The organism is Kitasatospora sp. NPDC090308, from assembly GCF_044769485.1.
Classification (GTDB): Bacteria; Actinomycetota; Actinomycetes; order Streptomycetales; family Streptomycetaceae; genus Kitasatospora; species Kitasatospora fiedleri.
The window spans coordinates 41,687-64,205 of sequence record NZ_JBIVXY010000010.1 but is presented as its reverse complement, the minus strand read 5'-3'; the positions used below and the strand labels follow the sequence as shown (position 1 = coordinate 64,205).

Below are 22,519 nucleotides of genomic sequence, written 5' to 3'. Positions count from 1 at the left end.
CATGGCCTGCCGCTACCCCGACGCGGACAGCCCCGAACAGCTCTGGCAGAACGTGCTCGCCGGCCGCCGGGCCTTCCGCCGGCTGCCCGACGTGCGGATGCGCGCCGAGGACTACTACTCGCCCGACCCCGCCGCGCCCGACCGCTTCTACAGCGCCAAGGCCGCCGTCATCGAGGGCTTCGAGTTCGACCGGGTCCGCCACCGCGTCGCGGGCAGCACCTTCCGCGCCACCGACATGACCCACTGGCTCGCCCTGGACACCGCCGCCCGCGCCCTGGAGGACGCCGGCTTCCCGTTCGGCGAGGGCCTGGCCGACGCCAACACCGGCGTCGTCATCGGCAACACCCTCACCGGCGAGTTCAGCCGCGCCAACCTGATGCGCCTGCGCTGGCCCTACGTGCGCCGCACCGTCGGCGCCGCGCTGCGCGAACAGGGCTGGGGCGACACCGAGCTGGGCGCCTTCCTGGACGGCCTGGAGGGCCGCTACAAGAGCGCCTTCCCGCCGATCGGCGAGGACACCCTGGCCGGCGGCCTGGCCAACACCATCGCCGGCCGGATCTGCAACCACTTCGACTTCAAGGGCGGCGGCTTCACCGTCGACGGCGCCTGCTCCTCCTCGCTGCTGTCCGTCTCCACCGCCTGCGACGCCCTGCTCGACGGCCGGATGGACGTCGCCGTGGCCGGCGGCGTCGACCTCAGCATCGACCCGTTCGAGGTGATCGGCTTCGCCAAGACCGGCGCGCTCGCCACCGCCGAGATGCGGGTCTACGACAAGGGCTCCAACGGCTTCTGGCCCGGCGAGGGCTGCGGCATGGTCGTCCTGATGCGCGACGAGGACGCCCGCGCCCAGGGCCGGTTCCGCTACGCCACCATCCCCGGCTGGGGCTACTCCTCCGACGGCCGGGGCGGCATCACCCGGCCCGAGGCCAGCGGCCACCGGCTCGCCCTGGCCCGCGCCTACCGGGCGGCCGGCTTCGGCATCGAGACGGTCGGCTACTTCGAGGGCCACGGCACCGGCACCGCCGTCGGCGACGCCACCGAGCTGCGCGCCTTCTCCGAGGCCCGCCGGGCCGCCGGCGCCGCCGCGCCCGCCGCGCTCAGCACCGTCAAGGGCAACTTCGGGCACACCAAGGCCGCCGCCGGCGTCGCCGGACTGCTCAAGGCGATCCTGGCCGTCCGCCACCAGGTCATCCCGCCCGCCACCAGCCACGTCGACCCGCACCCCGAACTCACCGGCCCCGCCCCGGCGCTGCGCGTCCCCGACCGGGCCGAACTGTGGCCCGCGGACGCGCCGATCCGGGCCGGGATCTCCTCGATGGGCTTCGGCGGCATCAACGCGCACGTCGTCGTCGAACACGCCGACGGCGTCCGGCGCACCGCCGTGCCCGCCGTCGCCCACCGGCTGGTCGCCTCCCGGCAGGACGCCGAACTGCTCCTGCTGGACGGCGCCGACCCGGCCGAACTGCACGCCAAGGCGACCCGGCTGGCCGCGTTCGCCGCCCAGCTGTCGTACGCCGAACTCGGCGACCTGGCCGCCGCCCTGCAGCGCGACCTGGCCGACCGGCCGCTGCGCGCCGCCGTGCTGGCCGACTCGCCCGAACAGGCCGCCCAGCGGTTCACCGCGCTGGCCCAACTGCTCGACTCCGGGGCCCGCTCGCTGCTCGGCCCCGCCCAGGGCGTCTTCCTCGGCAGCGCCGGCCGGGCCCCCCGGATCGGCTTCCTCTTCCCCGGCCAGGGCGCCGGCCGGCGCGGCGACGGCGGAGCGCTGCGCCGCCGCTTCACCGCCGTCCGCGACCTGTACGCGCGCCTCGACCTGCCCGCCGACGGCGACCAGGTCGCCACCGACGTCGCCCAGCCCCGGATCGTCGCCGCCTCGGTGGCCGGCCTGCGGGTGCTGGACCTGCTGGGCGTCGAGGCCGCCCTCGCCACCGGCCACAGCCTCGGCGAACTCACCGCCCTGCACTGGGCGGGCGCCATGGACGAGGACACCGTGCTGCGCGCCGCCGCCGCCCGCGGCCGGATCATGGCCGCCGCCGGCGACGGCGGCGGCACCATGGCCGCCCTGGCCACCACCCCCGCCCTCGCCGAGGCGCTGATCGTCGGCGAACCGGTCGTCGTCGCGGGCCTCAACAGCCCCACCCAGACCGTGGTCTCCGGACCCGTCGACGCCGTGGACCGGGTCTGCGCGCTGGCCGCCCGGCAGGGCATCGGCGTCGGCCGGGTCAACGTCTCGCACGCCTTCCACTCCCCGGCCGTCGCCCCGGCCGCCGCCGGACTCGCCGAACACCTCGCCGGGGAGCGCTTCGGCCCGGTCGGCCCCGGCCTGGTCTCCACCGTCACCGGCGCGCCGCTGCCCGCCGACACCGACGTGGTGGACCTGCTCACCCGCCAGGTCGTCCAGCCGGTGCGCTTCACCGACGCGCTGCGCGCCATGGACGGGCAGGTCGACCTGCTGATCGAGGTCGGCCCCGGCCAGATCCTGCGGACGCTGGCCGCCGAGGTGCTGCCCGCCGTGCCCGCGGTCGCCACCGAGGCCGACGCGCTCTCGCTGACCGGGCTGCTCGCCACCGTCGCCACCGCCTGGACGATGGGCGCGCCGGTCCGCCACGAGCGGCTGTTCGCCGACCGGTTCACCCGGCCGCTGCCGCTCGACAAGGAGTTCCGGTTCTTCGCCAGCCCCTGCGAGACGGGCGGCGAGGACTTCGTCCTGGAGCACGCCGGAGCGACCCCCGCCACCGCCGCCGCGCCCCGGCCGGCCGCCGCCGCGGCGCCCGCCGCCGGGGAGGCCACCAGCCTGGAGGTGCTGATCCGGCTCGCCGCCGAGCGCGCCGAACTGCCCGCCGAGACGGTCGACCCGGCCGCCAACCCGCTCGACGAACTGCACCTCAGCTCCATCACCGTCGGCCAGATCATGAACCAGGCCGCCCAGGAACTGGGCATCTCCGCCCCCATGGTCACCACCGCGTTCGCCACCTCCACGCTCAGCCAACTCGCCGACCTGCTGGACGAGTTGGCCCAGCAGTCGCCGCAGGACACCCGCCCCGGCGCCGCCGCCGGCGTCGCCCCCTGGGTGCGGCCCTTCCGGATCGACCTCACCGAGACCCCGCCGCCCGCCCCCGCCGCCGGACCCGGCGGCCACTGGGAGGTCTTCGCCACCGACCGGCACCCGCTGGCCGGACCGCTCGCCGAGCGGCTCACCGCCACCGCCCCCGGCGGCGGCGTCCTGCTCGCCCTGCCCCGCGACTGCGACCAGCGCCACCTCGGCCTGATGCTCGCCGCCGCCCGCGCCGCCCTCGACCCGGCCCGCCGCGCGGCCGGCACCCGGTTCGTCGCCGTCGGCGACCGCCGCGGCGCCGCCGGCCTCGCCAAGACGCTCCACCTGGAGGCCCCCGACATCCCGGTCACCGTCGTCACCCTGCCCCTGGACGAGGACCTGCCCGCCCCGGCCGCCGAGCGGGCCGCCGCCCGGATCGCCGCCGACACCGCCGCCACCACCGGCTTCAGCGAGGTCCACTACGACGCCGACGGCATCCGCCGGGTCCCCGTGCTGCGCCCCGTCCCGCTCGAACCCGACCCCGGACGGCAGGCCCTCGGCCCGCGGGACGTCCTGCTGGTCACCGGCGGCGGCAAGGGCATCACCGCCGAGTGCGCCCTCGCCCTGGCCGGTGGCAACGGCGCCGCGATCGGCCTGATCGGCCGCTCCGACCCCGCCCGGGACACCGAACTCGCCGACAACCTGGCCCGGATGGCGGCCGCCGGCATGCGGGTGCACTACGCCCGCGCCGACGTCACCTCCGCCGACCAGGTCAAGGCCGCCGTCACCGAGATCACCCGCGAACTCGGCCCCGTCACCGGCCTGCTGCACGGCGCCGGACGCAACGAACCGCAGTCGCTGGCCACCCTCGACGAGGACTCCTTCCGGCGCACCCTCGCCACCAAGATCGACGGCGTGGAGGCCGTCCTGGCCGCCGTCGACACCGCCGCGCTGCGCCTGTTCGTCACCTTCGGCAGCATCATCGGCCGGGCCGGCCTGCGCGGCGAGGCCGACTACGCCACCGCCAACGACTGGCTCACCGACCTCACCCTCCGCTTCCAGCAGGACCACCCGCACTGCCGCTGCCTGGCCCTGGAGTGGTCGGTCTGGTCCGGCTCCGGCATGGGCGAGCGGCTCGGCGTCCTGGAGGCGCTGGTCCGCGAGGGCATCGAACCGATCCCCACCGAGGACGGCGTCGCCCTGCTCGGCCGCCTGCTCGCCACCCCCGGCACCGACACCGCCCTGGTGGTGATGGGCCGCGCCGGCGGCCTGCCCACCCTCACCCTCGAACAGCGCGAACTGCCGCTGCTGCGCTTCCTGGAGCGCCCGCAGGTCCACTACCCCGGCATCGAACTGGTGGCGGACGCCGAACTCACCGGCGGCGGCGACCGCTACCTGCCCGACCACCTGCTCGACGGCGACCTGCTCTTCCCCGCCGTCCTCGGCATGGAGGCCATGACCCAGGCCGCCACCGCGCTGACCGGCCGCCGGGACACCCCGGTGCTGGAGGACATGGAGTTCCTGCGCCCCATCGTCGTCCCCGTCACCGGCGCCACCACCCTGCGCACCGCCGTCCTCGCCACCGGCCCCGACACCGTCCAGGCGGTGCTGCGCAGCGGCGAGACCGGCTTCCAGGCCGACCACTTCCGGGCCACCCTGCGCTTCGGCGCCGCCCGGCCCGAGGACGAGCCCGCCCCCGTCACCGACGAGGTGCCCCGGGTGCCGCTGACGCCCGCCCAGCTGTACGGGCCGGTGCTGTTCCAGGGCGACCGCTTCCAGCGGCTGCTCGCCTACCGCGACCTCGCCGCCACGCACTGCCTGGCCGAGATCGACGACACCCCGCGCACCGACTGGTTCGCCGGCTACCACCCCGGCGAACTGCTGCTCGCCGACCCCGGCACCCGCGACGCGCTGATGCACTCCATCCAGGCGTGCGTCCCCGACGCCACCCTGCTGCCGGTCAGCGTCGAACGCCTGCACCTGGCCGAGGCCGCCGCCGCCCGCACCGGACGGCTGCTCTTCCTCGACGCCCGCGAGCGCTCCCGCGACGGCGACAGCTACCTGTACGACCTGGACGTCCGCGACGCGGCGGGCTCCCCGGTCGAGCAGTGGGAGGGCCTGCTGCTGCGGGCCGTCCGCAAGCAGGACGGCTCCGGCCCGTGGCTGCCCGCGCTGCTCGGCCCCTTCCTGGAACGGCGGGTCGAGGCGGCGCTCGGCCACCCCGTGCGCTGCGTGGTCCTGCCCGGCGGCGAGGACGCCGACGGCTCCGTCGCCGACCGGCGCCGGCGCACCGCCGAGGCCGCCAGCTGGGCCCTGGGCCGGGCCACCGAGGTGCACCACCGCCCCGACGGCCGGCCCGAACTCGCCGACGGGCGGCGGATCTCCTCCTCGCACGCGGCGGGCGTCACCTTCACCGTCGTCGCCGACGCCGGCCGGCCGCTGGCCTGCGACGTCGAACAGGTCGCCGAACGGACCGCCGAACAGTGGGCGGGCCTGCTCGGCCCCGACGCCGAACGGCTGGCCCACCTGCTGGCCACCGAGCGCGGCGAGCCGCTGAGCACCGCCGCGACCCGGGTCTGGGGCGCGGTGGAGACCCTGCGCAAGGCCGGCCACGCGGTGGCCGCGCTCAGCCTCGCGGACGGCTCCGGCCTGCCGCCCGGCTGGGTGGCCCTCCGGGGCGGCGCGCACCGGATCGTGAGCTTCGTGACGGCCCTGGACGGCGCCGCCGACCCGGTGGCCTTCACCGTCCTGACGGGAGGCGCCCGGTGACCGGGCCGGACCACTACGAGTACCGCCACCTGGTGGGCTTCGAGGAGACCAACCTGGTCGGCAACGTCTACTACGTCAACTACCTGCGCTGGCAGGGACGTTGCCGGGAGATGTTCCTGCTGGAGAAGGCCCCCGAGGTGCTCGCCGACATCCGCGCCGACCTCAAGCTGTTCACCCTCAAGGTGGACTGCGAGTTCTTCGCCGAGATCACCGCCTTCGACGAGCTGTCCATCCGGATGCGCCTCGCCGACCTCACCCAGACCCAGGTCGCCTTCACCTTCGACTACGTCAAGCTCGGCCCCGACGGCACCGAGTACCTGGTCGCCCGCGGGCAGCAGCGGGTCGCCTGCATGCGCGGCCCCAACACCGACACCCGCCCGACCCGGGTGCCCGAGCCGCTGCGGCTCGCCCTGGAGCCCTACGCCGTCCCCGCGACGGCACCCTCCCTGACCGGCACCACCACCGTGGGGTGATCGCGATGTCCTCCTACCCGCCCGCCTCCGCACCGCTGCCCGGCTCGCTCGACCTGCCCCCGCTGCCCGCGGAGGCGCCCGAGGCCGACGTCCACGACCCCCGGGCGCTGCGCGGGGTGCTGGGACGCTTCGCCACCGGGGTGACCGTGCTGACCGCCGGGCGCGAGACGCCGTGCGGCATGACGGCCAACTCCTTCACCTCCGTCTCGCTGGAACCGGCGCAGGTGCTGGTGTGCGTGGTGAAGTCGGCCGCGGTCCACGCGGCCGTGCTGGCCGAGGGGGCGTTCGCGGTCTCGGTGCTCGCCCGCGACCAGGAGTGGCTGGCCCGGCACTTCGCCGACCGCCGACGCCCGCGCGGCGCCCGGGAGTTCGACGGGATCGGCCACACCCGCGGCCGCCACACCGGGGCGCCCGTGCTGGACCACGCCCAGGCGTGGCTGGAGTGCCGCCTCGCCGACGCCCACGAGGGGGGTGACCACACCATCTTCGTCGGCACCGTCCTGGGCGCGGGCCGCTCCACCGGCGGCGACCCGCTGCTCTACCACGGCGGCGCCTTCGCCCGCCTCGCCGGCTGACACCGCGCCACCTCCCCACCGACGCCCGGCCGGACCCTCCCGGCCGGGCGTCCGGCGTGCCCGTCCTCTCCTGCCCGGAGGCGGAGTGCACCACCGCCCGAAGCACGAGCCCGCAGGTGCCCACCAACGACGAGGCGTGCGAAGACCCGCGGACGCGGACGCACGACGGCGATCTCCGCGGACACACCGGGCGGACCCACCGGCCGCAGAGACCACCACCCGTCGATCGCACCGGGCAGTGGATCCGTGACCCGACACTTTCCGAGGGTGGAGAACCGCTGGTGCGTGCGGTCCGGCGGTCGGCACGATCGCGGGACCACGACGCCTCCGGCAGCCTGTTCGGCGTCCGCGACCCCGCCAACTTCGCACCGTCGGCCGCAGGCCGGGGACTGCCCGAGCGCCCGGACCCGGGCTGCGGCGCCGGGAGGCCGGTGGGCCGGTGGGCCGGGCGGGGAGCGGGGGCCGGTGGGGGTGGCGATGCGGTCGCTCGCCGAGGTGCACGGCGGTGCGAACGTCCGGCTGGTGGTCCGGTTCGGCTGACCGGCGCGGACCGGCCCCGCCCGCCGGACGGCGGACGGGGCCCCGGGCTCACTTCCCGGGCACCACCCAGTCTCCCCAGGCGTCCCGGTCCTCGGCATCCACCGTGGTGTCGGGGGGGAACTCGTGGACCCCCCGGGCGGGGAGGTGGGCGGCGAGGAGCAGGCCCAACTCCTGCACCAGGAGGGTCGGCGCCTGGGGGCTGGCCTGTACCAGACGTTCGAACAGGACCTTCGCTTCGGCCTGTTGGCGCCGGTCGTCGCGGTGCCGGAGCCAGACGTCGAGCAGGACGGGGTACCCGTCGTAGGCGTTGACCTCCTCCGGTGACGGGTCCTTCTCGGCGAACACGTTGTGCTCGACGTGGCACCTGACCTCGACCTCGGCCCCGGCGGAGGAGCTGCTGAGCACGAGCGAGATCCGCTCCGGGGAGGAGTGCTCCGGGTCCACCGAGGCGCCGACGGCGCGGGCGATCTCCAGGGCGGCTTCGGCGAGCGGACGGTCGTCGGCGACGAACACCAAGTCCTGCTGGGACATTCAGGAACGCCTTTCGTACGAGACGATCTCGTCGTCTCCGAGAATGATGTGCACTGCCTTCGCTATCCGGGTCGCGGGCTTCTCCGGATCGTCCGATCGCTGCCCGGCGGCCCGGCGGTACGCCCGGTCGGCCTCCTCCCTGGTGATGGAGCTCTCGCGGACGTCCACCACCACCTCGCCGTCCGCTTCGGCCACCTGCTTGCTGCCGAGCCGGATCTCCTGCTTCAGGGCGTTCTGATTGCCGGTGACGGTCTTGAACTCCGTGACGACACCGGGCTCGTCGGGTCCCTTGCGGACCACCGTGTCGGGGTTCTTGCCCCCGGCGCCGTGGTCGGCCGGGCGGGCGTCGACCCGAGCGCCCCGCTCGGCCAGCAGTTCGGCGATCGCCAGTTCCTTGGGGAGGAAGGCCCCGTCCGGGTCCCGGACTTCCGGCCGGAATCCGCTGCCCAACGGGCGCAGGTCGAAGGCCGGGTCGAAGCCCTCCTCCGGGGCCTCGTCGGGGGCCGTCAACTCCAGGTCGAGGGCGGGTGGTTCGTCCTCCGGTTCCGGTTCGGGGGAGTGGTCCAGCTCGGCCTCGTAGCGGGCGGCCGGCTGTTCGGGGACGGCCGGGGCGGGGTCGGGGGTGTCCGGGTCGTCGGTGTGCGGCCGTGCGGTGTCCACGCTCATGCTCCGGCCCTCCTGGTGGAGTGGGGTGCGGTGGTGGTGCGGGCGGCGGCCTCGGGGTGGAGCCGGGCGATCGGCCAGGGGCGGGGCAGGCCGAGGAAGGCGATCGCGCGGCGCAGCCGGGTGACCGGGTCGGGGGAGACGTCGAGCAGGGCGGCGGCCCGGTCGGCGGCGGGTGGGTCGGACCGGCCGGTGACGAGGGTGGGCGGGGGCAGGTGGTTGTCGGGGTGGCGGCGGAAGGCGTCGAGCTGCTCGACGGTGTCCGCGCCCGGCAGGTCGAGGCCGCGGGCCCGCCAGGCGGCGGTGTCGGGGTGCGGCCGGCCGTCCGGCGGGTGTGCGGTGAGCGCGCGGTGCACGTCGACCCAGCGGAACCGGCCGGCCTGCCAGTGGGTCTCGCGGCCGTCGCAGGGCGGGGGAGCCCCGGGGGCGGCGAGTTGGCGCAGCGCCACTTCGGCGAGGTGGGCGGCCAGCTCGCCGGGCTGGTAGTGGACGGCCAGGCCGGGGCGGTCGGCCAGCGCCTCGGTGATCCGGTGGCCGACCGCGCACTCCAGGGTGCGGGGGTCGGTAGGGGCGGCCAGCGCGGCGAGCCAGCCCGGTTCGGGGGCGGGCGCCGGCTCGCCGGTGAGGTGGGCGAGCACCAGCACCTCGATCCACAGGACCAGCCGGGGCTGTTCGGCCAGCCGGGCGGCGGCGCCGATCTCCCGCAGGGTGCACGGCCGGGCCCGGCACCTGCTGCCGCAGACCGGTTCGCGCGGCTGCACCGGCGGGAGGCGGTCGGCACCGACCGGACTCTCGGCGGCCTCGCGCAGTGGCAGCGAGAGCAGCACCGGCCGGTCCATGCCGTCGGTGAAGACCGCCGCCCGGCCGGGCGGGAGGGCGACCAGTTGGCGGGACTGGTCCTCCGTCAGGTTCATCGTGCTGCCGACGGCGGCCCGGTCGTCCTGGGCGGGCAGCCTGTGGACGATCTTCACGGCCGAGTTCTTCAGCACATCGGGGATGATCTTCGAGGGGATCTGCTCGGCCACCACGATGCCCTCGCCGTAGGCGCGGACCTCGGCGAGCAGACCGGCGAACAGTTCGACCGCGTGGGCGGCCGGGGTGCCGGGCGCCGCGTTGCGCAGCAGCCGGTGGGCCTCCTCGATCACGGTGACGTGCCGGAGGGCGACCGGGCCGGTGGTGGCGCGGCGGCGCAGGTGCTCGGTGATCCGGAGCAGGACGGCGCCGATCAGGAAGGCCTTGTCCTGGTCGCTGCCGATGTCCTCCAGCTCCAGCACCACGTTGCGCCGTAGCAGGGCGGGCAGGTCGAGCGGGTGGCCGCCCTCGAAGAACCGGCCGGGGGTGCCGAGCCGGAGCGAGTTGAGCCGGACGTCGATGAAGCCGCGCACGTTGTCGGTGGTCTCCCGGCCGTAGCCGATCTCCTCGACCACCTGGAGCGCCGCCCGGCGCAGGTCGCCCAGGCCCGGGTGGCGTGGCGCCGGGCCCGGGGCGAGCGGCTCGCCGAGCGCGACGTCCCAGCCGGCCTCCCGGTAACACCTGGTCAGGGCTTGGGCCAGGACCTGGGGGAACGGCTCGACCGCGTCGAACGAGGCCAGGAAGAGGGCCCGCACCAGGTCGACGTGGGTCTGCAACGGGAAGCCGGGCGCGGGCTCCAGCGGATTGAGGCAGCCGGGCACGGCGTCCGGATCGCCGGGGCGGATCACCAGCACCCCGCCGTGTCCGGCCAGCCGGCCGGCCATCCCGGCGTATTCCGACTTGGCGGGTTCGACCACCAGCCAGGGCACCGGTTCGGGGAGCCGGGAGAGGCCCTCCAGCAGGGTCCTGACGGTCTGTGACTTGCCCGCGCCGGTCGCCCCGCAGACGAAGGCGTGCCGGTTGAGCGAGGCCAGCGGGACGGGCAGCGCGGCGGTGGGGGAGCCGTACCGGTCCAGCACCCGGCCGAGCGGGAGGGCGGGGCCGTCGGCGGCGGGCTCCGGGGTGACGTCGAAACCGGGCGCCTCGACCAGCCGGACGCCGGGCACCTCGGTCTCCGGCACCCGGACCAGCTCGGCCAGCAGCTCGGCCCCGGCCGGGAACGGCACCCGGTGCCCGCCGTCACCCCAGAGGTCCGAGGGGCCGTCAACAGCCCTTGGTGGCAGGGTGGGTGGTGGCGCGGCGGCCGACGGAGCCGGTGGCGGGGCCGGTGCTCCGGCAGGTGCGGGGCGGTCGAGGGCGAGGGCGGTGGCCAGGCCGGGCACCGGTGGCAGCGGGGCCAGGGCGTGCGGGGTGGCGTCGAGGTCGTGCCCGGCCACCAGCAGGCCGGCCACGGTGGCCGCCGAGGCGGCGTCGGTGCCGCCCGCCAGCAGCCGGACCCGCCAGAGCCCGGTGGAGCGGGCCGCCCGGACCTCGCGGTGCAGCCAGGCGTACCGGTCGGCCCGCAACTGGTACTCCGGTGAGCCGCCCCGGCTCCGGGCGTCCCGTTCGGCGGCGGCCAACCGGGCCGCCTCGGCGTCGAGTTCGTCCGGTCCGAGCGGGTGGGCCAGCAGCAGCCGGGCGAACGGGCCGGGCCAGCAACCGGGCAGCGAGAGCTCCGGTCCGCCGGTCGGCCCGGCGCTGGTCTGCGGCAGGCCGGGCGGCGGCGGAGCCGGGAGGTCGACGGCGGCGGTGAGCGGAACCCACCACGGGAAGGCGGCCAACTCGGCGGCGAGCCGGTCCCGTTCGGTGGTCCCGCCGCGGGTTCCGGGCAGGAACGGGAACCCGCCCGGAGCCCCGGCCACCACCCGCACCGGCCCGTCCGGCCGGAGCCGGTACCACCCGGTGAGCAGCGGCCGCCCGCCGGAGGCCAGTGCCCGGTGGTACGCGGCGACCAGCGCGGCCCGGACCGAGGGGAGGGGCGGTCCGGCCGGACCGGAGGGCCGCAGCACCTCCTCGATCCGGTACGGCCGTTCGGGCCAGTCGGCGGTGGGCGGGGCGAGCGGCGGCGCGGGCACGGCGGTGGTCATCCGGTACCGTCCCGTCCGGCCTGCCCGTCAGGCCGGCACCGTGCGGCGGCCGCGAGGGGGTGCGGTACGGACGGTGGTGCGTCCAGGTAGACGGTGTCGTCGGCCGGGTCCAGAGCGGCGGCCGGGCCGGTGCGGGCGAGTGCGGCGGTGCGGGCGGCCCGGAGTAGGGCGATGCCCGGGTTGACCTCCACCGCGCCGACCCAGCGGCGCCCCGCGCCGTGGCCGGCCAGCACCATGGCGTAGTCCGGCAAGCGTTGCAGCACGCCCGGCTCGACGGTGTGCTCGTGCACCCGCTGTCCGGTCCGCGTGGTGCTCCAACTGGTGCCGTCCGCCTGGCCCAGCGTGCTGCCCCAGGTGCGGGAGACGTTCCAGGCGTGGGTGTCCGAGCGGCTCCAGGAGGCGCTGCCGGGCGGGCCGCCGGAGCGGGACCGGGAGGTGGTCAGTCCGCCGCCGTCCGAGCCGCCGTCGGTGACCGTCGTGCTGTGGGTCTCGCTGCCGCCCAGGGTCTCGGTCAGCTGGGAGAGTTCGATCCGGTGCTCGCGGCCGATGAAGTCGGCGGCCCGGGCGGCCTCCTCGTGGTTGCCCAGCCGCATGAAGGCGACCGGACCGGCGCCGAGCAGCCCGGCCGACACCTCGCGCAGGTGGCGGAACATCACCACCAGCCGGACCCCGCGCCGTTCGCACAGGTCGGTCAGCCGCTCCAGGTGCCGGGCGGCCAGGCCGTCCGCCCCGGCCACGATCAGGGTGGCCGACTCCGCCGGGCCGCCCGCCACCCGCCGGGCCGCCCAGGCGACCACCAGGTCGGCCAGGAAGTCGGCCGAGCCGCTGTGCCACTCGGTGGAGAGCGCCACGCAGCGCAGCGCCGCCGGGGCGCGCGGTGTGCGCCGGGTGCCCAGCGGACCCAGCGCGTGCGCCAGCGCCTCGATCCGGCGCAGGCCGTCGGCCGCCCCGGCCCGGTAGTCGGCGGAGAACAACTCGTCGGCCAGGAAGGCGCGTTCGGCGGCGCTCAGGGCGTCGGATCCGGCCGGGTCGGCCGGTCCGGCGGGCTCGCCCAGCAGCACCCGCAGACCGGCCGCGATCCGGGCCATCGACAGTCCGCCGACGGCCAGCACCTCGCAGACGGCGGTCAACAGCCGGGTGTCGGTGGCCCGTTCGGCCCGGCCGGCCTCGGCGCCGCCGCCGTGCAGCGACTCGACGAACACCTCCACCAGAGCGGGCACCGCCAGCCCGGTCAGCAGGTCGCTCCCGGCCAGCTCGGCCGGGAGCAGCTGGACGTCCACGGTGAGCCCCGATTCGGCCGCGCCCCGGGCGAGTTCGCGCACCACCAGTTCACCGGACAGGTCCAGGACGGTGGCCGGTCCCCGGCCGGCCAGGGTGGAGCAGCCGAAAACGGTCAGGAACGCCTCCCACCCCCAGAGGTTCCCGCCGACCACGTCGATCCGGCGCCAGCTCTCCGGTACTTTTGCGGGCCGCCATTCCTCGACGGTGGAAAGCCTTTCCCGTTCTGCGAGTTCGTGTGCGTCACGGCGGTGTTGCCAGGCGTCCCGGGCGGTCCGCAGCCGCTGCCGGTGCACCCGGCGGCGCCAGGCCCGGAAGGCGCGGAGCAGGGCCCGGTGGGCGGCCAGCAGCAGGCACCAGAGCGCCCCGGCGGCCACGCCGACCACCGTGGCGCCGCCGAACAGGGCGGCGGGCTCCAGCGGGCCGCCGGTCCGGAGGGTGTGCCAGGCACTGAGCGGGAGCCCGGCGGCGGTGCCCAGGACGGTGGCTCCGGCGGTCTGTAACAGGATGTCGAACGTCCGTTTCCACGGCGGGAGTTGGACGCCTTCCGGGATGTCCGGCGCGGTGCCGGACCGGTCCGGCGGGGCGGGCTCGGGGTCCGGGAATGGGCGGCGCAGCCGGCTCAGGTCGGTGAACGTCCAGCCCAGCCGCTCGCCGGGCGTGAACAGCTCCCGCCAGGGCGCGCCCTGAAGATCCGTCACCCGCAGTCCCCTCCCCCCGGTACCGCCGGGCACACGTGCCGGAAGGACCTCGGCAAGCGGTACCCACAGCCACTCCGGCGAAAACCGCCGGAATCGGCGAACGGCAAAACGGTAGACCGGTGATCGACTTCCGTGCGGCCTTGCCGGGCGCATTCTGCCGTCGCCGGAAGCGAGTCACCCGGAAGGATTTCATCCCCCCCTGAGTTATCGCACGACCGTGCCCGCACGCGCCAGGGCGCACGTACGGACGTACGGATGCGCCGGGGGCGGATCCGAGCGCCCCCGGGGACCGGGCGGGACGGTGACGGGGGGACGGCCAGGATCCGTGGCATCGTCCTCGCTGCCGCCGGTCCCGCTGCCACCGCCCCGTTCCGGGCCGCCGCGCCGGGCGTCCGTTGAGGTTCCCGCGCCGGCTGGTCGTCGGCACCGTGCTGTACGCGCTGGTCAGCGGAGGTGCGTGGAGGTCGGCGCCGCGCGCCCCGAAGGCATCCCTTGCCCTTGCCCACCCCGCCGAACGGCGATGGCCTTTCCTCCCTCGCCGACACGGCCCGAAAGACCGGGGCCCGCACCGCCGGCAGCGCAGCCGGACGTTCGGGGCCGTGGACCGGCAGGTCGGTGCCCCCGGGGAAGTACTGCCGCAGCAGGCCGCCCTGGGCAGAGCCGCGCAGCGGACCTTCGCGCGGCAGCCCGCGCTCCCCGGGACGGAACCTGCGCGCGGCTGCGGCCCGGTGCGCCGCGTCGGGGCGTCCCGGGTGCCCGTGGTTCACGTCCGGATCGATCTTCCTGCCGCCCAGGTCCTCGCCACTCCCCCGAATCGTGGGTGTGGCGAGGACCGCCGGACCCCGGGAGCGGTCCGGGCCCTTCGCGGTACGGGCGTACGGGCGTACGGGGTGCGGGGGTCAGTCGCGCGGGCGGACGGTCATCGGGAGGCCGCCCTTGACGCGCAGGGTCAGCATCGGTTCGGCCCGCACCCGGTGGCCGGGCGGGACGGCCAGGTGCAGGCGGCGCAGCAGGACGGCCAGCACCACGGTGGCCTCCAGCATGCCCAGGCTGCTGCCCACGCAGACCCGCGGCCCGGCGCCGAACGGCACGTAGGCGTAGCGGTGGCGGCCCGCCGAGCGGCCCCGGGCGAAGCGCTCGGGGTCGAAGCGCTCCGGCTCGTCCCAGAACTCCGGGTGCCGGTGCAGGGTGTAGGGGCAGAGCACGACGTCGGCGCCGGCCGGCACCCGGAAGCCGCCGACCTCGTCCTCGGCGAGCGCCTTGCGGGGCAGCAGCCAGACCGCCGGGTACAGCCGCATCACCTCCTGGAGGACCATCGAGGTGTAGGTCAGCCGGTGCAGGTCGTCCAGGGTCGGCAGCCGGTCGCCGAGCACCTCGTCCAGCTCGGCGCGGACCCGGTCGCCGACCTCCGGGTGCCGGTCGAGCAGGTACAGGCTCCAGCTGAGGGTGCTGGCGGTGGTGTCGTGCCCGGCCAGCAGCAGGGTGACCAGCTCGTCGCGCATCCGGGCCCGCCGGGCCGCCGGGTCGCCCTCGTCCGCGGTGGCGTCGATCAGCCGGGACAGCACGTCGTCCCGGGTGCCGTCGGAGGCGGGCCGGCGGCGGCGCTCGTCGGCGAGCGCGGCGACGATCCGGTCCAGCTCGGCGCGGGCCCGGCGGAACCTGAGCTGGAGCGGCAGCGGCACCCAGGAGGGCACCGAACTCAGGCTCATCATCTCGAAGATGGCCTGGTCCTGGACCACCTCGAACGCCTCGCCGATCGACGCGTGCGCCCCCAGGTCGGCGTCCAGCAGGGCGCGGCCGAGCACCCCGAGGGTGAGCGAGGTCATCTCCTGCCGGACGTCCACCGGGCCCGGGCCCGCCGTCCGGCGCAGGCGCTCGGCGAGCAGCGCCGCCTCCTCGGCGATCACGTCGACCTGCCGGTTGATCCGGCGGGCCTGGAACACCGGCTGGATCACCTTGCGCTGGGCCCGCCAGCGCTCGCCCTCGCTGGTCAGCAGCCCGTCGCCGAGGGCGCGTCGGGCGTGCACCAGGCCGATGCCCTTGTGGTAGTTGGCGCTGTTGTCGGTGAGCACCCGGCGGACGTGGTCCGGGTGGTTGAAGAAGTAGAGCGTCTTCGGGCCGAGCGGCAGGCGCACCGCGTCGCCGTAGGCCGCCGCCGCCCCGGTCATCACCGCCAGCCGGTCGGCCGCCATCCGGGCCAGCAGCAACGGCGTGGCGACCCGCGACGGCCCCGGCGGCCGCCGGGACCCGCCCCGCCGCGGCCGGACGACGGCGGGACCGGCGAGCGGGGCGGGCGGGGAGGGTGTGGCGGGCGTGGCGGGTGTGGCGGCGGGCGAGTCAGGAGGGACAGGGGGAACAGGGGTGGCCGGGACGGGCTCGGGGGCGCTCACCGGTGGGCTCCGGCGGCGAGGTCGGCGATCCGGTCGGCGATCTCCTGCCGCCACACCTCGTACGCGGGGACCGGGCCGTCGACCGCCGGCCGCGGCCGGGCCCGGGTGCACACCCCGGCGGCCTGCTGCGGGGTGAGCCCGCAGAGCACCGCGGTGGCGGCTTCGGCGTGCTCGGTGAGCAGGCCGGACTCGATCCGGGCGGTGGCGGCGAAGGCCGCGCCCTGGGCGAGTTGGGGCCGGTGCGGGCCGGCCCGGTCGAGCAGCAGGCGCAGTTCGGCGTCGGTGGCCCCGGCCGCGTAGCAGGCGGCCAGCCCGACCCCGGCCCACAGGTCGGCGTGCCGGTCGGCCTGGTAGCCGTCGACCAGGTCGGCGACCACGGCCGGGTCGGTGCCGCCGATGAACCACAGGGCCCGGCCGACGCCCTGGTCGATGGCGTGCCCCGCGTAGCGCCGGGTCCCGTCGCCGGGCCACGGGAAGTCGCTCTCCCGGTGGTGCTGGTGCACGTACCGCGCGGTGCGGAAGTACGCCTGGTGGAAGCCGTACCCGTCCAGGGCGAGCCAGCGCAGCAGCGGGTCGGGGGGCTCGATCGAGGCCCAGCGGAAGCGGGGCAGCCGGGCCATCGCCCAGCCGACCCCGACGTGCACCATGTAGTCGTGCGGCGCGCCGTGGCCGGCCAGGAACCGGGCGACCCGGTCGTTGCCGGGCAGCGGCAGGCCGTCCAGCATGGCCAGGCCCATCGCGGCGCCCTCGTAGGCGAAGCCCCGGTAGCGCACCGGTATCCGTTCCAGCCGCTCGTGCGCCTCGTCCTGGTCGCGCGCCTCGACGGCGATCGCGTAGCCGTCGAGGAAGGTCCCGCCGACGGTCTCCAGGTTGGTCCGCGCCGCGTCGTCCTTGAGGTGGAAACCCCTGGTGGACAACTTCGTCTCGTTGTGACTCGGTGTCAACAGGCGTCGTCGGACCGCCCGCCAGCCTCCGCTCATCACTGCCTCCCGCCCGCCGCGCGCCCGGATGGCCGCAGCTCTCCGGTTACATGCTCGGGACCCCGGCGGCGCGGGGCTTCTCCCACCGTGCCGATGCCGGGCAACCCGGAAGTAGTCACCCGACCGGTCCGATCCACGACACTCTGTGACGCCCCGCGCGCCACCCGTTCCCGACACCCTTCGGGAGCGGCCCTCCGTGAGCCGAGGAGACCCCACGTGACCGAGACCATCACGGGCCGGACGGTGAAGGCGCCGCCGCGCGCCACCTCGCTGTTCGTCAACGGCCTGTTCCCGCGCCGCCGCGCCCTGGTCGTCCTGCTGGGCCTACTGGGCGGGCTGCTGCTCGCCTACGCCTGGTCCTCGAAACTGGCCGACGACGAGATCGGCTTCACCACCGCCAACCACCTGCTGGGCCACGACGCCCGGTCCACCCCGCTGAGCGGCGTCGCCGCCGGGGTCCTGTTCGCCTTCGTCTCCGGCCTGGCCGGCTCGTTCACGGCCTGCAACGTGGCGGTGTTCGGCGCGGTCGGCCCGCTGGTCGGCCAGATGAGCCTGACCCGCCGTCAGCGGCTGGGGCACGCGCTGCGCCCGCTGGGCTGGCTGGCGGCCGGGATGCTGCCGGTCTCCGCCGGGTACGGGGTGCTGGTCGGCCTGTACGGCACCCACCTGCCGCAGTTCTCCACCGCGTCCGCGCCCGGGACGCTCTCGCCGCGCATCCTCCAGGCGATGATCGTGTTCGGCGTGATCGGCCTGGCCATGCTGGTGATCGGGCTGGCCGCGGCCGGGGTGCTGCCCGACCCGCTGGCGGGGGTGGCCCGCCGGTTCCCGAACGCCCCGCTGGTGCTGGTCGGCGCGCTGGTCGGCGGCTTCCTGATCGGCCGCCCCTACCCGCTGTTCCGCAACCTGTTCCGGCACGCGGCGCAGGAGCACGACCCGCTGTACGGGGCGGTGGCGTTCGCGCTCCAGTCGATCGGCAACGTCCTGGTGATGGCGCTGCTGTTCCTGCTGCTCTCCTTCGCGCTGGGCACGCCCGTGCAGCGCTGGCTGGCCACCAAGCCGGGCCGGGCGGCGACGCTGACCGCGACCGCGTTCCTGGTGGCGGGCGCGTTCACGGTCGTGTACTGGGACGTCCGGCTGCTCGGCAACCTCGGCTACCTGTGGTGGCCCAAGGCGCCCTGGAACGCGTAGGCCGTTCCGTTCGGATCGGCTGACCGCCCGGTCCGGGGTGCCGTCGACCGTCGACCGGTGCCCGGCGCCCGGTGCCCGGTGGCCGGTGCCCGGTGGACGCGGACCGAGCCGTCGTCGCCGGACCGGACGCCTCGCCGGACCGGACGCCTCGGTGGACCGGACGCCTCGGTGGTCCGGGCCGTGGAAGGGTGCCCGCCACCGGCTGCGGAGGCGGGCGCCCGACGGCACCGGGCGCGCGTATCCCCATCGCCCGGCTTGCTTCTACCGCGACGCCCGCAGGCGGCGGTTCCGGCCGGGCGAAGGGCCGGGTGGAGAGAGGGCCTATGCCTCGTGCACCCGGGTCAGGAGCTCCATCAGCTGTCGGCGTTCCGCCGCGCTGAGCGGTGCCAGCAGTTCGGCGTTGGCCCGCTCCGCCAGGCGTGCGCACCGCTCCAGGGTCCGGGTGCCCGCCGGCGTCACCGTCACCGCGTTCTTGCGGCGGTCCCGCGGATCGGGTGCGCGCCGGGCCAGCCCGGCCTCCTCCAGGTGGTTGAGCAGGAGGACCACGTCCTTCGCGTCGAAGCCCAGTTGGCGCACCAGGTCCGCCTGGGCGACGGGCCCGTACTCGGACACTGCCGCGAGCACGGCGTGATGGGGCGGTTTCAGCCCTTCCGCGGCGATCGCCTCGGCGACCAGGCTCCGGCCGCGCGCCGCGACCCGGCCGGCCAGCCAGCTCGGCAGGGACTGGATCCGAGCCAGGGCGCCCTGGCCCTCGGTGCGAGTCATGGGAGCAGGCTATCCCGAAATCGTTGGACTTCCCCATGACCTGCCCCTAGGCTGCCATCCATTGGGAATCCCAATGATCGTGAGTCGTGCGTCAAGCCCGGAGGTGTCCATGCGCCGTGTCCGCTACGAGGTCAACGGCGGTCCCGAGGTTCTCTTCACCGAGGAGGCCCCCGTTCCGGAGCCCGGTCCGGGCGAACTGCTCGTCCGCAGCGAAGCGGTCGGAGTCACGCTGCCCGCCGTACGGCGGGTGCGCGAGGGCGCCGGACCGGGCCCGCTCGGCGGCGAGGTGGCGGGCACCGTCGTCGCCGTCGGTGAAGGCGCCACCGGTTTTGCCGTGGGCGACCGCGTCACCGGTCTCTGCTTCTCCCACAGTTACGCCGAACTGGCTCTCCTCCACCGGGCGATGGCCTCGCACATTCCGGACCGGGCGACTGCCGTGGACGCCGTGGCCCTGGTCCGCAGCGGCCTGGTCGCACGCGGCGCCCACGACGCCGGCCGCCCCCGCCCCGGCGACGCCGTCCTGGTCACCGCGGCGGCCGGCGCGGTCGGCACCCTCGCCCTGCAGTACGCCAGGGCGGGCGGGGCCTCCCGCGTCGTCGCCGCCGTCAGCAGCGCGGACAAGGCGGAGTTCGTCCGCGCCCTCGGCGCCGACGAGGTCGTGCTCTACGGGGACGAGTCCTGGGGCGATCCGGTCGACGTCGTCCTCGACGGGGTCGGCGGAGAACTCCTCCGCCCCGCGGTACGCGCGCTGGCCGAAGGCGGCCGACTGGTCGCCTTCAGTTCGGGCGGCGGCACGATCGACGCGTACGAACTGCTGGTCCGGAGCGCCTCGGCCACCGGCTTCCAGATGGCCGCTGTCGCCCGGGGCGAGCCCGACACGTACGCGCGCTGGCGCGACGAGCTGTGGGAACTCCACCGCAACGGCACCCTGCGCCCGCGCGTGTTCGCCGAGATCCCGCTCGCGGAAGCGGCCCGCGCCCACGAGATCATCGAGTCCCGGCGCAATCTCGGCAAGGTCGTCCTGATCCCCCGGGGCTAGGAACTGTTCAAGGTGCGGATCAGGCGGCCGGAGTCAGGGGCTCCGGCCGCCTGATCGATCCGCGAAGGTGCCGGCCGGGGTGACGGCGAGCGGGGTGCCGTGCCGGTGATCGGGTGGTGCTCGCTGCCCGGTCGGCCCCGGTCGGCCCCGGTCGGTCCCGGTCGGTCCCGGTCGACCGGCGAAGGTCCGGTGTGCGGCCCCTTGAGCGCCCTGACGCGCGAGCCGTCGATCGCCGCGTCGGCCGTCTCCGGCATTCCCGTCTCCAGCAGACCCGTCTCCAGCAGTCCCGCCGCCCGCAGTTCGACGGGCAGCGCCTCGTGCGGGCGCGGCCACCCGCCCGCCCCGGTCCGGTCCCGCAGCCGCCGCCGGGCCGTCAGGCCGCCGCATCCGGTCCGCGACCCTCGACTGCCGGGCCCCTGGACCGAACCCACTCCGAAACGACCAGTCAGGGCGTCAGCCCGTCGGGCCCGACGGGGTAGCGGGCGAGGATCTTCTTCCTGGTGTCGGCGGACGGCCGGTGGAAGTACACCAGCTCACGCGTCGTCCCGGCGCACTGGGCCGGTCCGGCCAGCACCGCCCGCTCCGTGTCGTCCAGGACCAGCAGATCGCGTTCGGCGGCCAGCGCGGGCAGCCGGGCGAGGACGTCCCGGGCGTTGTCGTCGTCCACCTCCAGCAACGCGTACGAGGTCGGTTCGGGCAGGCGGCCGGCCAGCGCCCGCGCGGCGTACTCCATCCGGACCGCGCAGTCCAGCCAGCCGAGGGCGCGTTCCGCCTCCGCCGGGTCGAACGCCCGGCAGATGACCTGCTGGATCGCCACATCGGCCGCCCCCGCGTGCCTGGCGACGAAGTGGTCGAGGTTGGTGCGCCACTGGGCGAGCATCTCCGCCGTGACCTCGCGCCGCGTCTGGTAGGACAGCGCCTCCGGCTGGAACGCGAACGCCAGCCCCCGGCGCCGCAGCCGGTAGCCGAGCTCGGAGTCCTCCAGGCCCCAGCCCAGGAAGCCCTCGTCGAAGCCCCCGACCGCGAGCAGGTGCTCGCGGCGCACCGACAGGTTGCAGGTGAACGCGTAGTGCCAGCAGGTCTCCAGGTTGTCGAAGTTCTCCGAGAACTCGGCCAGCAGGAACTCCCGGCCGTCCCATCCGACGATCTCCGGCATCGCGTCGAGCGAGAACTCCCGTGCCAGGCGCTCGTCGTCGATCTCCCCTTCGGCCATGTCGCCCCGGGGACCGGCCACGACCAGATCGGTGCGGAGCCGGTGGTACCGGGCGTGCGCGGCGAGGAAGCCGGGCTCGACGACCTGGTCGGCGTCGACCAGGACGACCACGTCGCCGGAGGCCGCGCGGATCCCCGCGTTGCGCGCCGCCGCCCGGCCGGAGGCCGAAGTCCGCGGCAGGAACAGGTACTCCAGGGGGTACGGCGGCGCCAGTGCGGCGAGGAGTTCCCCGGTGCCGTCGTCGGAGCCGTCGTCCACCACGACGACTTCGAACGAGTCGCCGGCGTCGAGCTCGCAGAGGGCCAGGCACGACAGCAGCCGCCGCACCTCCGGACCCGTGTTGTAGGACGGGACGACCACGCTGATGTTCATCGTGACCCGACCAGGCGTGCGCTCACTTCGACTCCCCGTCCCGGTGTTCCACCGCAGCCGCATCCCGCTCACGCCAGGGTCCCACAGGGCCGGCGGGCCGGGCTAGGTGTTCTGTCCTGTGAGGTTGGGGACGCGGCCGGCGGGTGGTTGGCCTGCGCCTTCGCGGATCGATCGTGGAGTTGAAGTCCCTGACCCCGGCCGCACGATCCGAACCTTGAACGGTCCTTGGGGCGGTTCCGTCCGGATCGTCCGGATCGTCTTGCCGGCCGGCCGAACGGTCAGGCGGCCGGACGGGGACGGCGGCGGGGTGGGGGGTGGCGGTCTCGTCGCGGCGGGGGTGGCCGGGCCGTGCCGCTCCGGGCTCAGACCGGCCGACGGGCGGCCCGGGCGACCGACTCCCGGGCGCGGGCCGGGTCGTCGCCCGCGCCGAGGACCATGCCGCAGACCTGCGCCTCGAAGCAGACGTCCGCGGTGAGCGGTTCCACCAGGTAGCCGCCGAGGTCGAGGGTGACCAGGCCGTGCAGGGCGATCCAGAGCTGATGGGCGACCAGTTCCGGGTCGGCGGGCCGGAAGCGCTCGGCGGCCACGCAGCGCTTGACCGCCCGGACCAGGGCGTCCAGGGTGTAGCGGCCGTGCTGCCGGTCGGCGTCGGTGAGCGAGAAGCTGCTGAGGCCGGCGCCGCCGAACATCACGTTGTAGAGGTGCCGGTGCTCGCGGGCGTTGGCCCGGTACGCCCAGCCGAGCGCGACCACGTCGGCGACCGGGTCGTCGGTCTCCTCGACCGCCTCCAGCCGCCGGTTGAGCAGCGTGAAGCCCTCGCGGACCATCGTCCGCACCAGGTCGTCCATGCCGCCGAAGTGGGTGTAGACCGCCATGGTCGAGGTGCCCACGGTGGCCGCCAGCTTGCGGGTGGACAGCGCGGCCGGTCCTTCTTCGCTGAGCAGCTTCGCCGCGGCCTCGATCAGCTGCGCACTGAGGTTCGGGTCGACCCGCCGTGGACTCACCCTTGACAGTATGTCAGTCGCCTGTG

Annotated in this window: 14 protein-coding genes and 1 pseudogene; 6 read left to right on the top strand and 9 right to left on the bottom strand. The window is 75.7% G+C overall.

What is annotated here, in order from left to right; all coding sequences use genetic code 11:
- Position 1 precedes the first annotated feature (1 nt).
- Genes ACIQVD_RS22485 through ACIQVD_RS22475 form a run of 3 tightly spaced genes read left to right on the top strand, consistent with a single transcriptional unit; the run spans position 2 to position 6,851 of the window.
- On the top strand, positions 2-5,803 hold the full coding sequence (locus ACIQVD_RS22485; RefSeq protein WP_402291521.1) for a type I polyketide synthase: 5,802 nt from the start codon (positions 2-4) through the stop codon (positions 5,801-5,803).
- On the top strand, positions 5,800-6,276 hold the full coding sequence (locus ACIQVD_RS22480; RefSeq protein WP_111552274.1) for a thioesterase family protein: 477 nt from the start codon (positions 5,800-5,802) through the stop codon (positions 6,274-6,276). Before ACIQVD_RS22485 ends, ACIQVD_RS22480 begins: the two co-directional genes overlap by 4 nt.
- Before the next feature lie 5 nt (positions 6,277-6,281).
- Positions 6,282-6,851: a flavin reductase family protein gene (locus tag ACIQVD_RS22475; protein ID WP_400681544.1), complete on the top strand. Its 570-nt coding sequence runs from the start codon at positions 6,282-6,284 to the stop codon at positions 6,849-6,851.
- Between the two features lie 588 nt (positions 6,852-7,439).
- On the opposite strand, the gene ACIQVD_RS22470 is transcribed toward ACIQVD_RS22475, so the two are convergent.
- The 4 genes from ACIQVD_RS22470 to ACIQVD_RS22455 are packed head-to-tail and all read right to left on the bottom strand — an operon-like array spanning position 7,440 to position 13,542.
- Positions 7,440-7,922 carry a hypothetical protein gene (locus ACIQVD_RS22470; RefSeq protein WP_400680580.1) on the bottom strand — a complete coding sequence of 161 codons (483 nt, stop codon included), beginning with the start codon at positions 7,920-7,922 and terminating at the stop codon, positions 7,440-7,442.
- Positions 7,923-8,588, bottom strand: a complete 666-nt coding sequence (locus ACIQVD_RS22465; protein WP_402291343.1) for a hypothetical protein — start codon at positions 8,586-8,588, stop codon at positions 7,923-7,925.
- Positions 8,585-11,563 (bottom strand): ATP-binding protein, encoded by a 2,979-nt coding sequence (locus ACIQVD_RS22460; protein ID WP_402291341.1) that lies wholly within the window; start codon positions 11,561-11,563, stop codon positions 8,585-8,587. The genes ACIQVD_RS22465 and ACIQVD_RS22460 overlap by 4 nt, the downstream gene beginning before the upstream one ends.
- The gene (locus ACIQVD_RS22455) at positions 11,560-13,542 is read right to left on the bottom strand and encodes a hypothetical protein (RefSeq protein ID WP_402291339.1); all 1,983 of its coding nucleotides are present in this window, start codon (positions 13,540-13,542) and stop codon (positions 11,560-11,562) included. Before ACIQVD_RS22455 ends, ACIQVD_RS22460 begins: the two co-directional genes overlap by 4 nt.
- A gap of 380 nt (positions 13,543-13,922) precedes the next feature.
- Here ACIQVD_RS22455 and ACIQVD_RS22450 point away from each other — a divergent pair.
- Positions 13,923-14,018: pseudogene (locus ACIQVD_RS22450) on the top strand (IS5/IS1182 family transposase); the annotation flags it as partial.
- A 423-nt stretch (positions 14,019-14,441) separates the two neighbouring features.
- Here the strand turns inward: ACIQVD_RS22450 and ACIQVD_RS22445 are convergent.
- The gene (locus ACIQVD_RS22445; protein WP_400680588.1) at positions 14,442-15,749 is read right to left on the bottom strand and encodes a cytochrome P450; all 1,308 of its coding nucleotides are present in this window, start codon (positions 15,747-15,749) and stop codon (positions 14,442-14,444) included.
- A 179-nt stretch (positions 15,750-15,928) separates the two neighbouring features.
- Positions 15,929-16,912 (bottom strand): DUF1702 family protein, encoded by a 984-nt coding sequence (locus tag ACIQVD_RS22440; protein ID WP_402291337.1) that lies wholly within the window; start codon positions 16,910-16,912, stop codon positions 15,929-15,931.
- 216 nt (positions 16,913-17,128) lie between these two features.
- Between ACIQVD_RS22440 and ACIQVD_RS22435 the strand changes: the two genes are divergently transcribed.
- On the top strand, positions 17,129-18,100 hold the full coding sequence (locus tag ACIQVD_RS22435; protein WP_400680590.1) for a hypothetical protein: 972 nt from the start codon (positions 17,129-17,131) through the stop codon (positions 18,098-18,100).
- Between the two features lie 321 nt (positions 18,101-18,421).
- Here the strand turns inward: ACIQVD_RS22435 and ACIQVD_RS22430 are convergent, their stop codons facing one another.
- Positions 18,422-18,865 (bottom strand): MarR family winged helix-turn-helix transcriptional regulator, encoded by a 444-nt coding sequence (locus ACIQVD_RS22430; RefSeq protein WP_402291335.1) that lies wholly within the window; start codon positions 18,863-18,865, stop codon positions 18,422-18,424.
- Between the two features lie 109 nt (positions 18,866-18,974).
- On the opposite strand from ACIQVD_RS22430, the gene ACIQVD_RS22425 reads away from it, so the two are divergent.
- Entirely contained in the window at positions 18,975-19,904 is a 930-nt protein-coding gene (locus tag ACIQVD_RS22425; protein ID WP_400680594.1) for a zinc-binding alcohol dehydrogenase family protein, read from the top strand.
- Positions 19,905-20,349: 445 nt separating this feature from the next.
- Here the strand turns inward: ACIQVD_RS22425 and ACIQVD_RS22420 are convergent, their stop codons facing one another.
- Positions 20,350-21,489 carry a glycosyltransferase family 2 protein gene (locus tag ACIQVD_RS22420; RefSeq protein WP_402291333.1) on the bottom strand — a complete coding sequence of 380 codons (1,140 nt, stop codon included), beginning with the start codon at positions 21,487-21,489 and terminating at the stop codon, positions 20,350-20,352.
- Between the two features lie 362 nt (positions 21,490-21,851).
- On the bottom strand, positions 21,852-22,493 hold the full coding sequence (locus tag ACIQVD_RS22415) for a TetR/AcrR family transcriptional regulator (RefSeq protein WP_400680599.1): 642 nt from the start codon (positions 22,491-22,493) through the stop codon (positions 21,852-21,854).
- Between the last annotated feature and the right edge of the window lie 26 nt (positions 22,494-22,519).

Bases quoted from the DNA above. Each gene is read 5' to 3' on its own strand.
- ACIQVD_RS22460 (WP_402291341.1), bottom strand. From the start codon at position 11,563: ATGACCACCGCCGTGCCCGCGCCGCCGCTCGCCCCGCCCACCGCCGAC.
- ACIQVD_RS22470 (WP_400680580.1), bottom strand. From the start codon at position 7,922: ATGTCCCAGCAGGACTTGGTGTTCGTCGCCGACGACCGTCCGCTCGCC.
- ACIQVD_RS22420 (WP_402291333.1), bottom strand. From the start codon at position 21,489: ATGAACATCAGCGTGGTCGTCCCGTCCTACAACACGGGTCCGGAGGTG.
- ACIQVD_RS22440 (WP_402291337.1), bottom strand. From the start codon at position 16,912: ATGAGCGGAGGCTGGCGGGCGGTCCGACGACGCCTGTTGACACCGAGT.
- ACIQVD_RS22465 (WP_402291343.1), bottom strand. From the start codon at position 8,588: ATGAGCGTGGACACCGCACGGCCGCACACCGACGACCCGGACACCCCC.
- ACIQVD_RS22475 (WP_400681544.1), top strand. From the start codon at position 6,282: ATGTCCTCCTACCCGCCCGCCTCCGCACCGCTGCCCGGCTCGCTCGAC.
- ACIQVD_RS22430 (WP_402291335.1), bottom strand. From the start codon at position 18,865: ATGACTCGCACCGAGGGCCAGGGCGCCCTGGCTCGGATCCAGTCCCTG.
- ACIQVD_RS22485 (WP_402291521.1), top strand. From the start codon at position 2: ATGGCCTGCCGCTACCCCGACGCGGACAGCCCCGAACAGCTCTGGCAG.
- ACIQVD_RS22425 (WP_400680594.1), top strand. From the start codon at position 18,975: ATGCGCCGTGTCCGCTACGAGGTCAACGGCGGTCCCGAGGTTCTCTTC.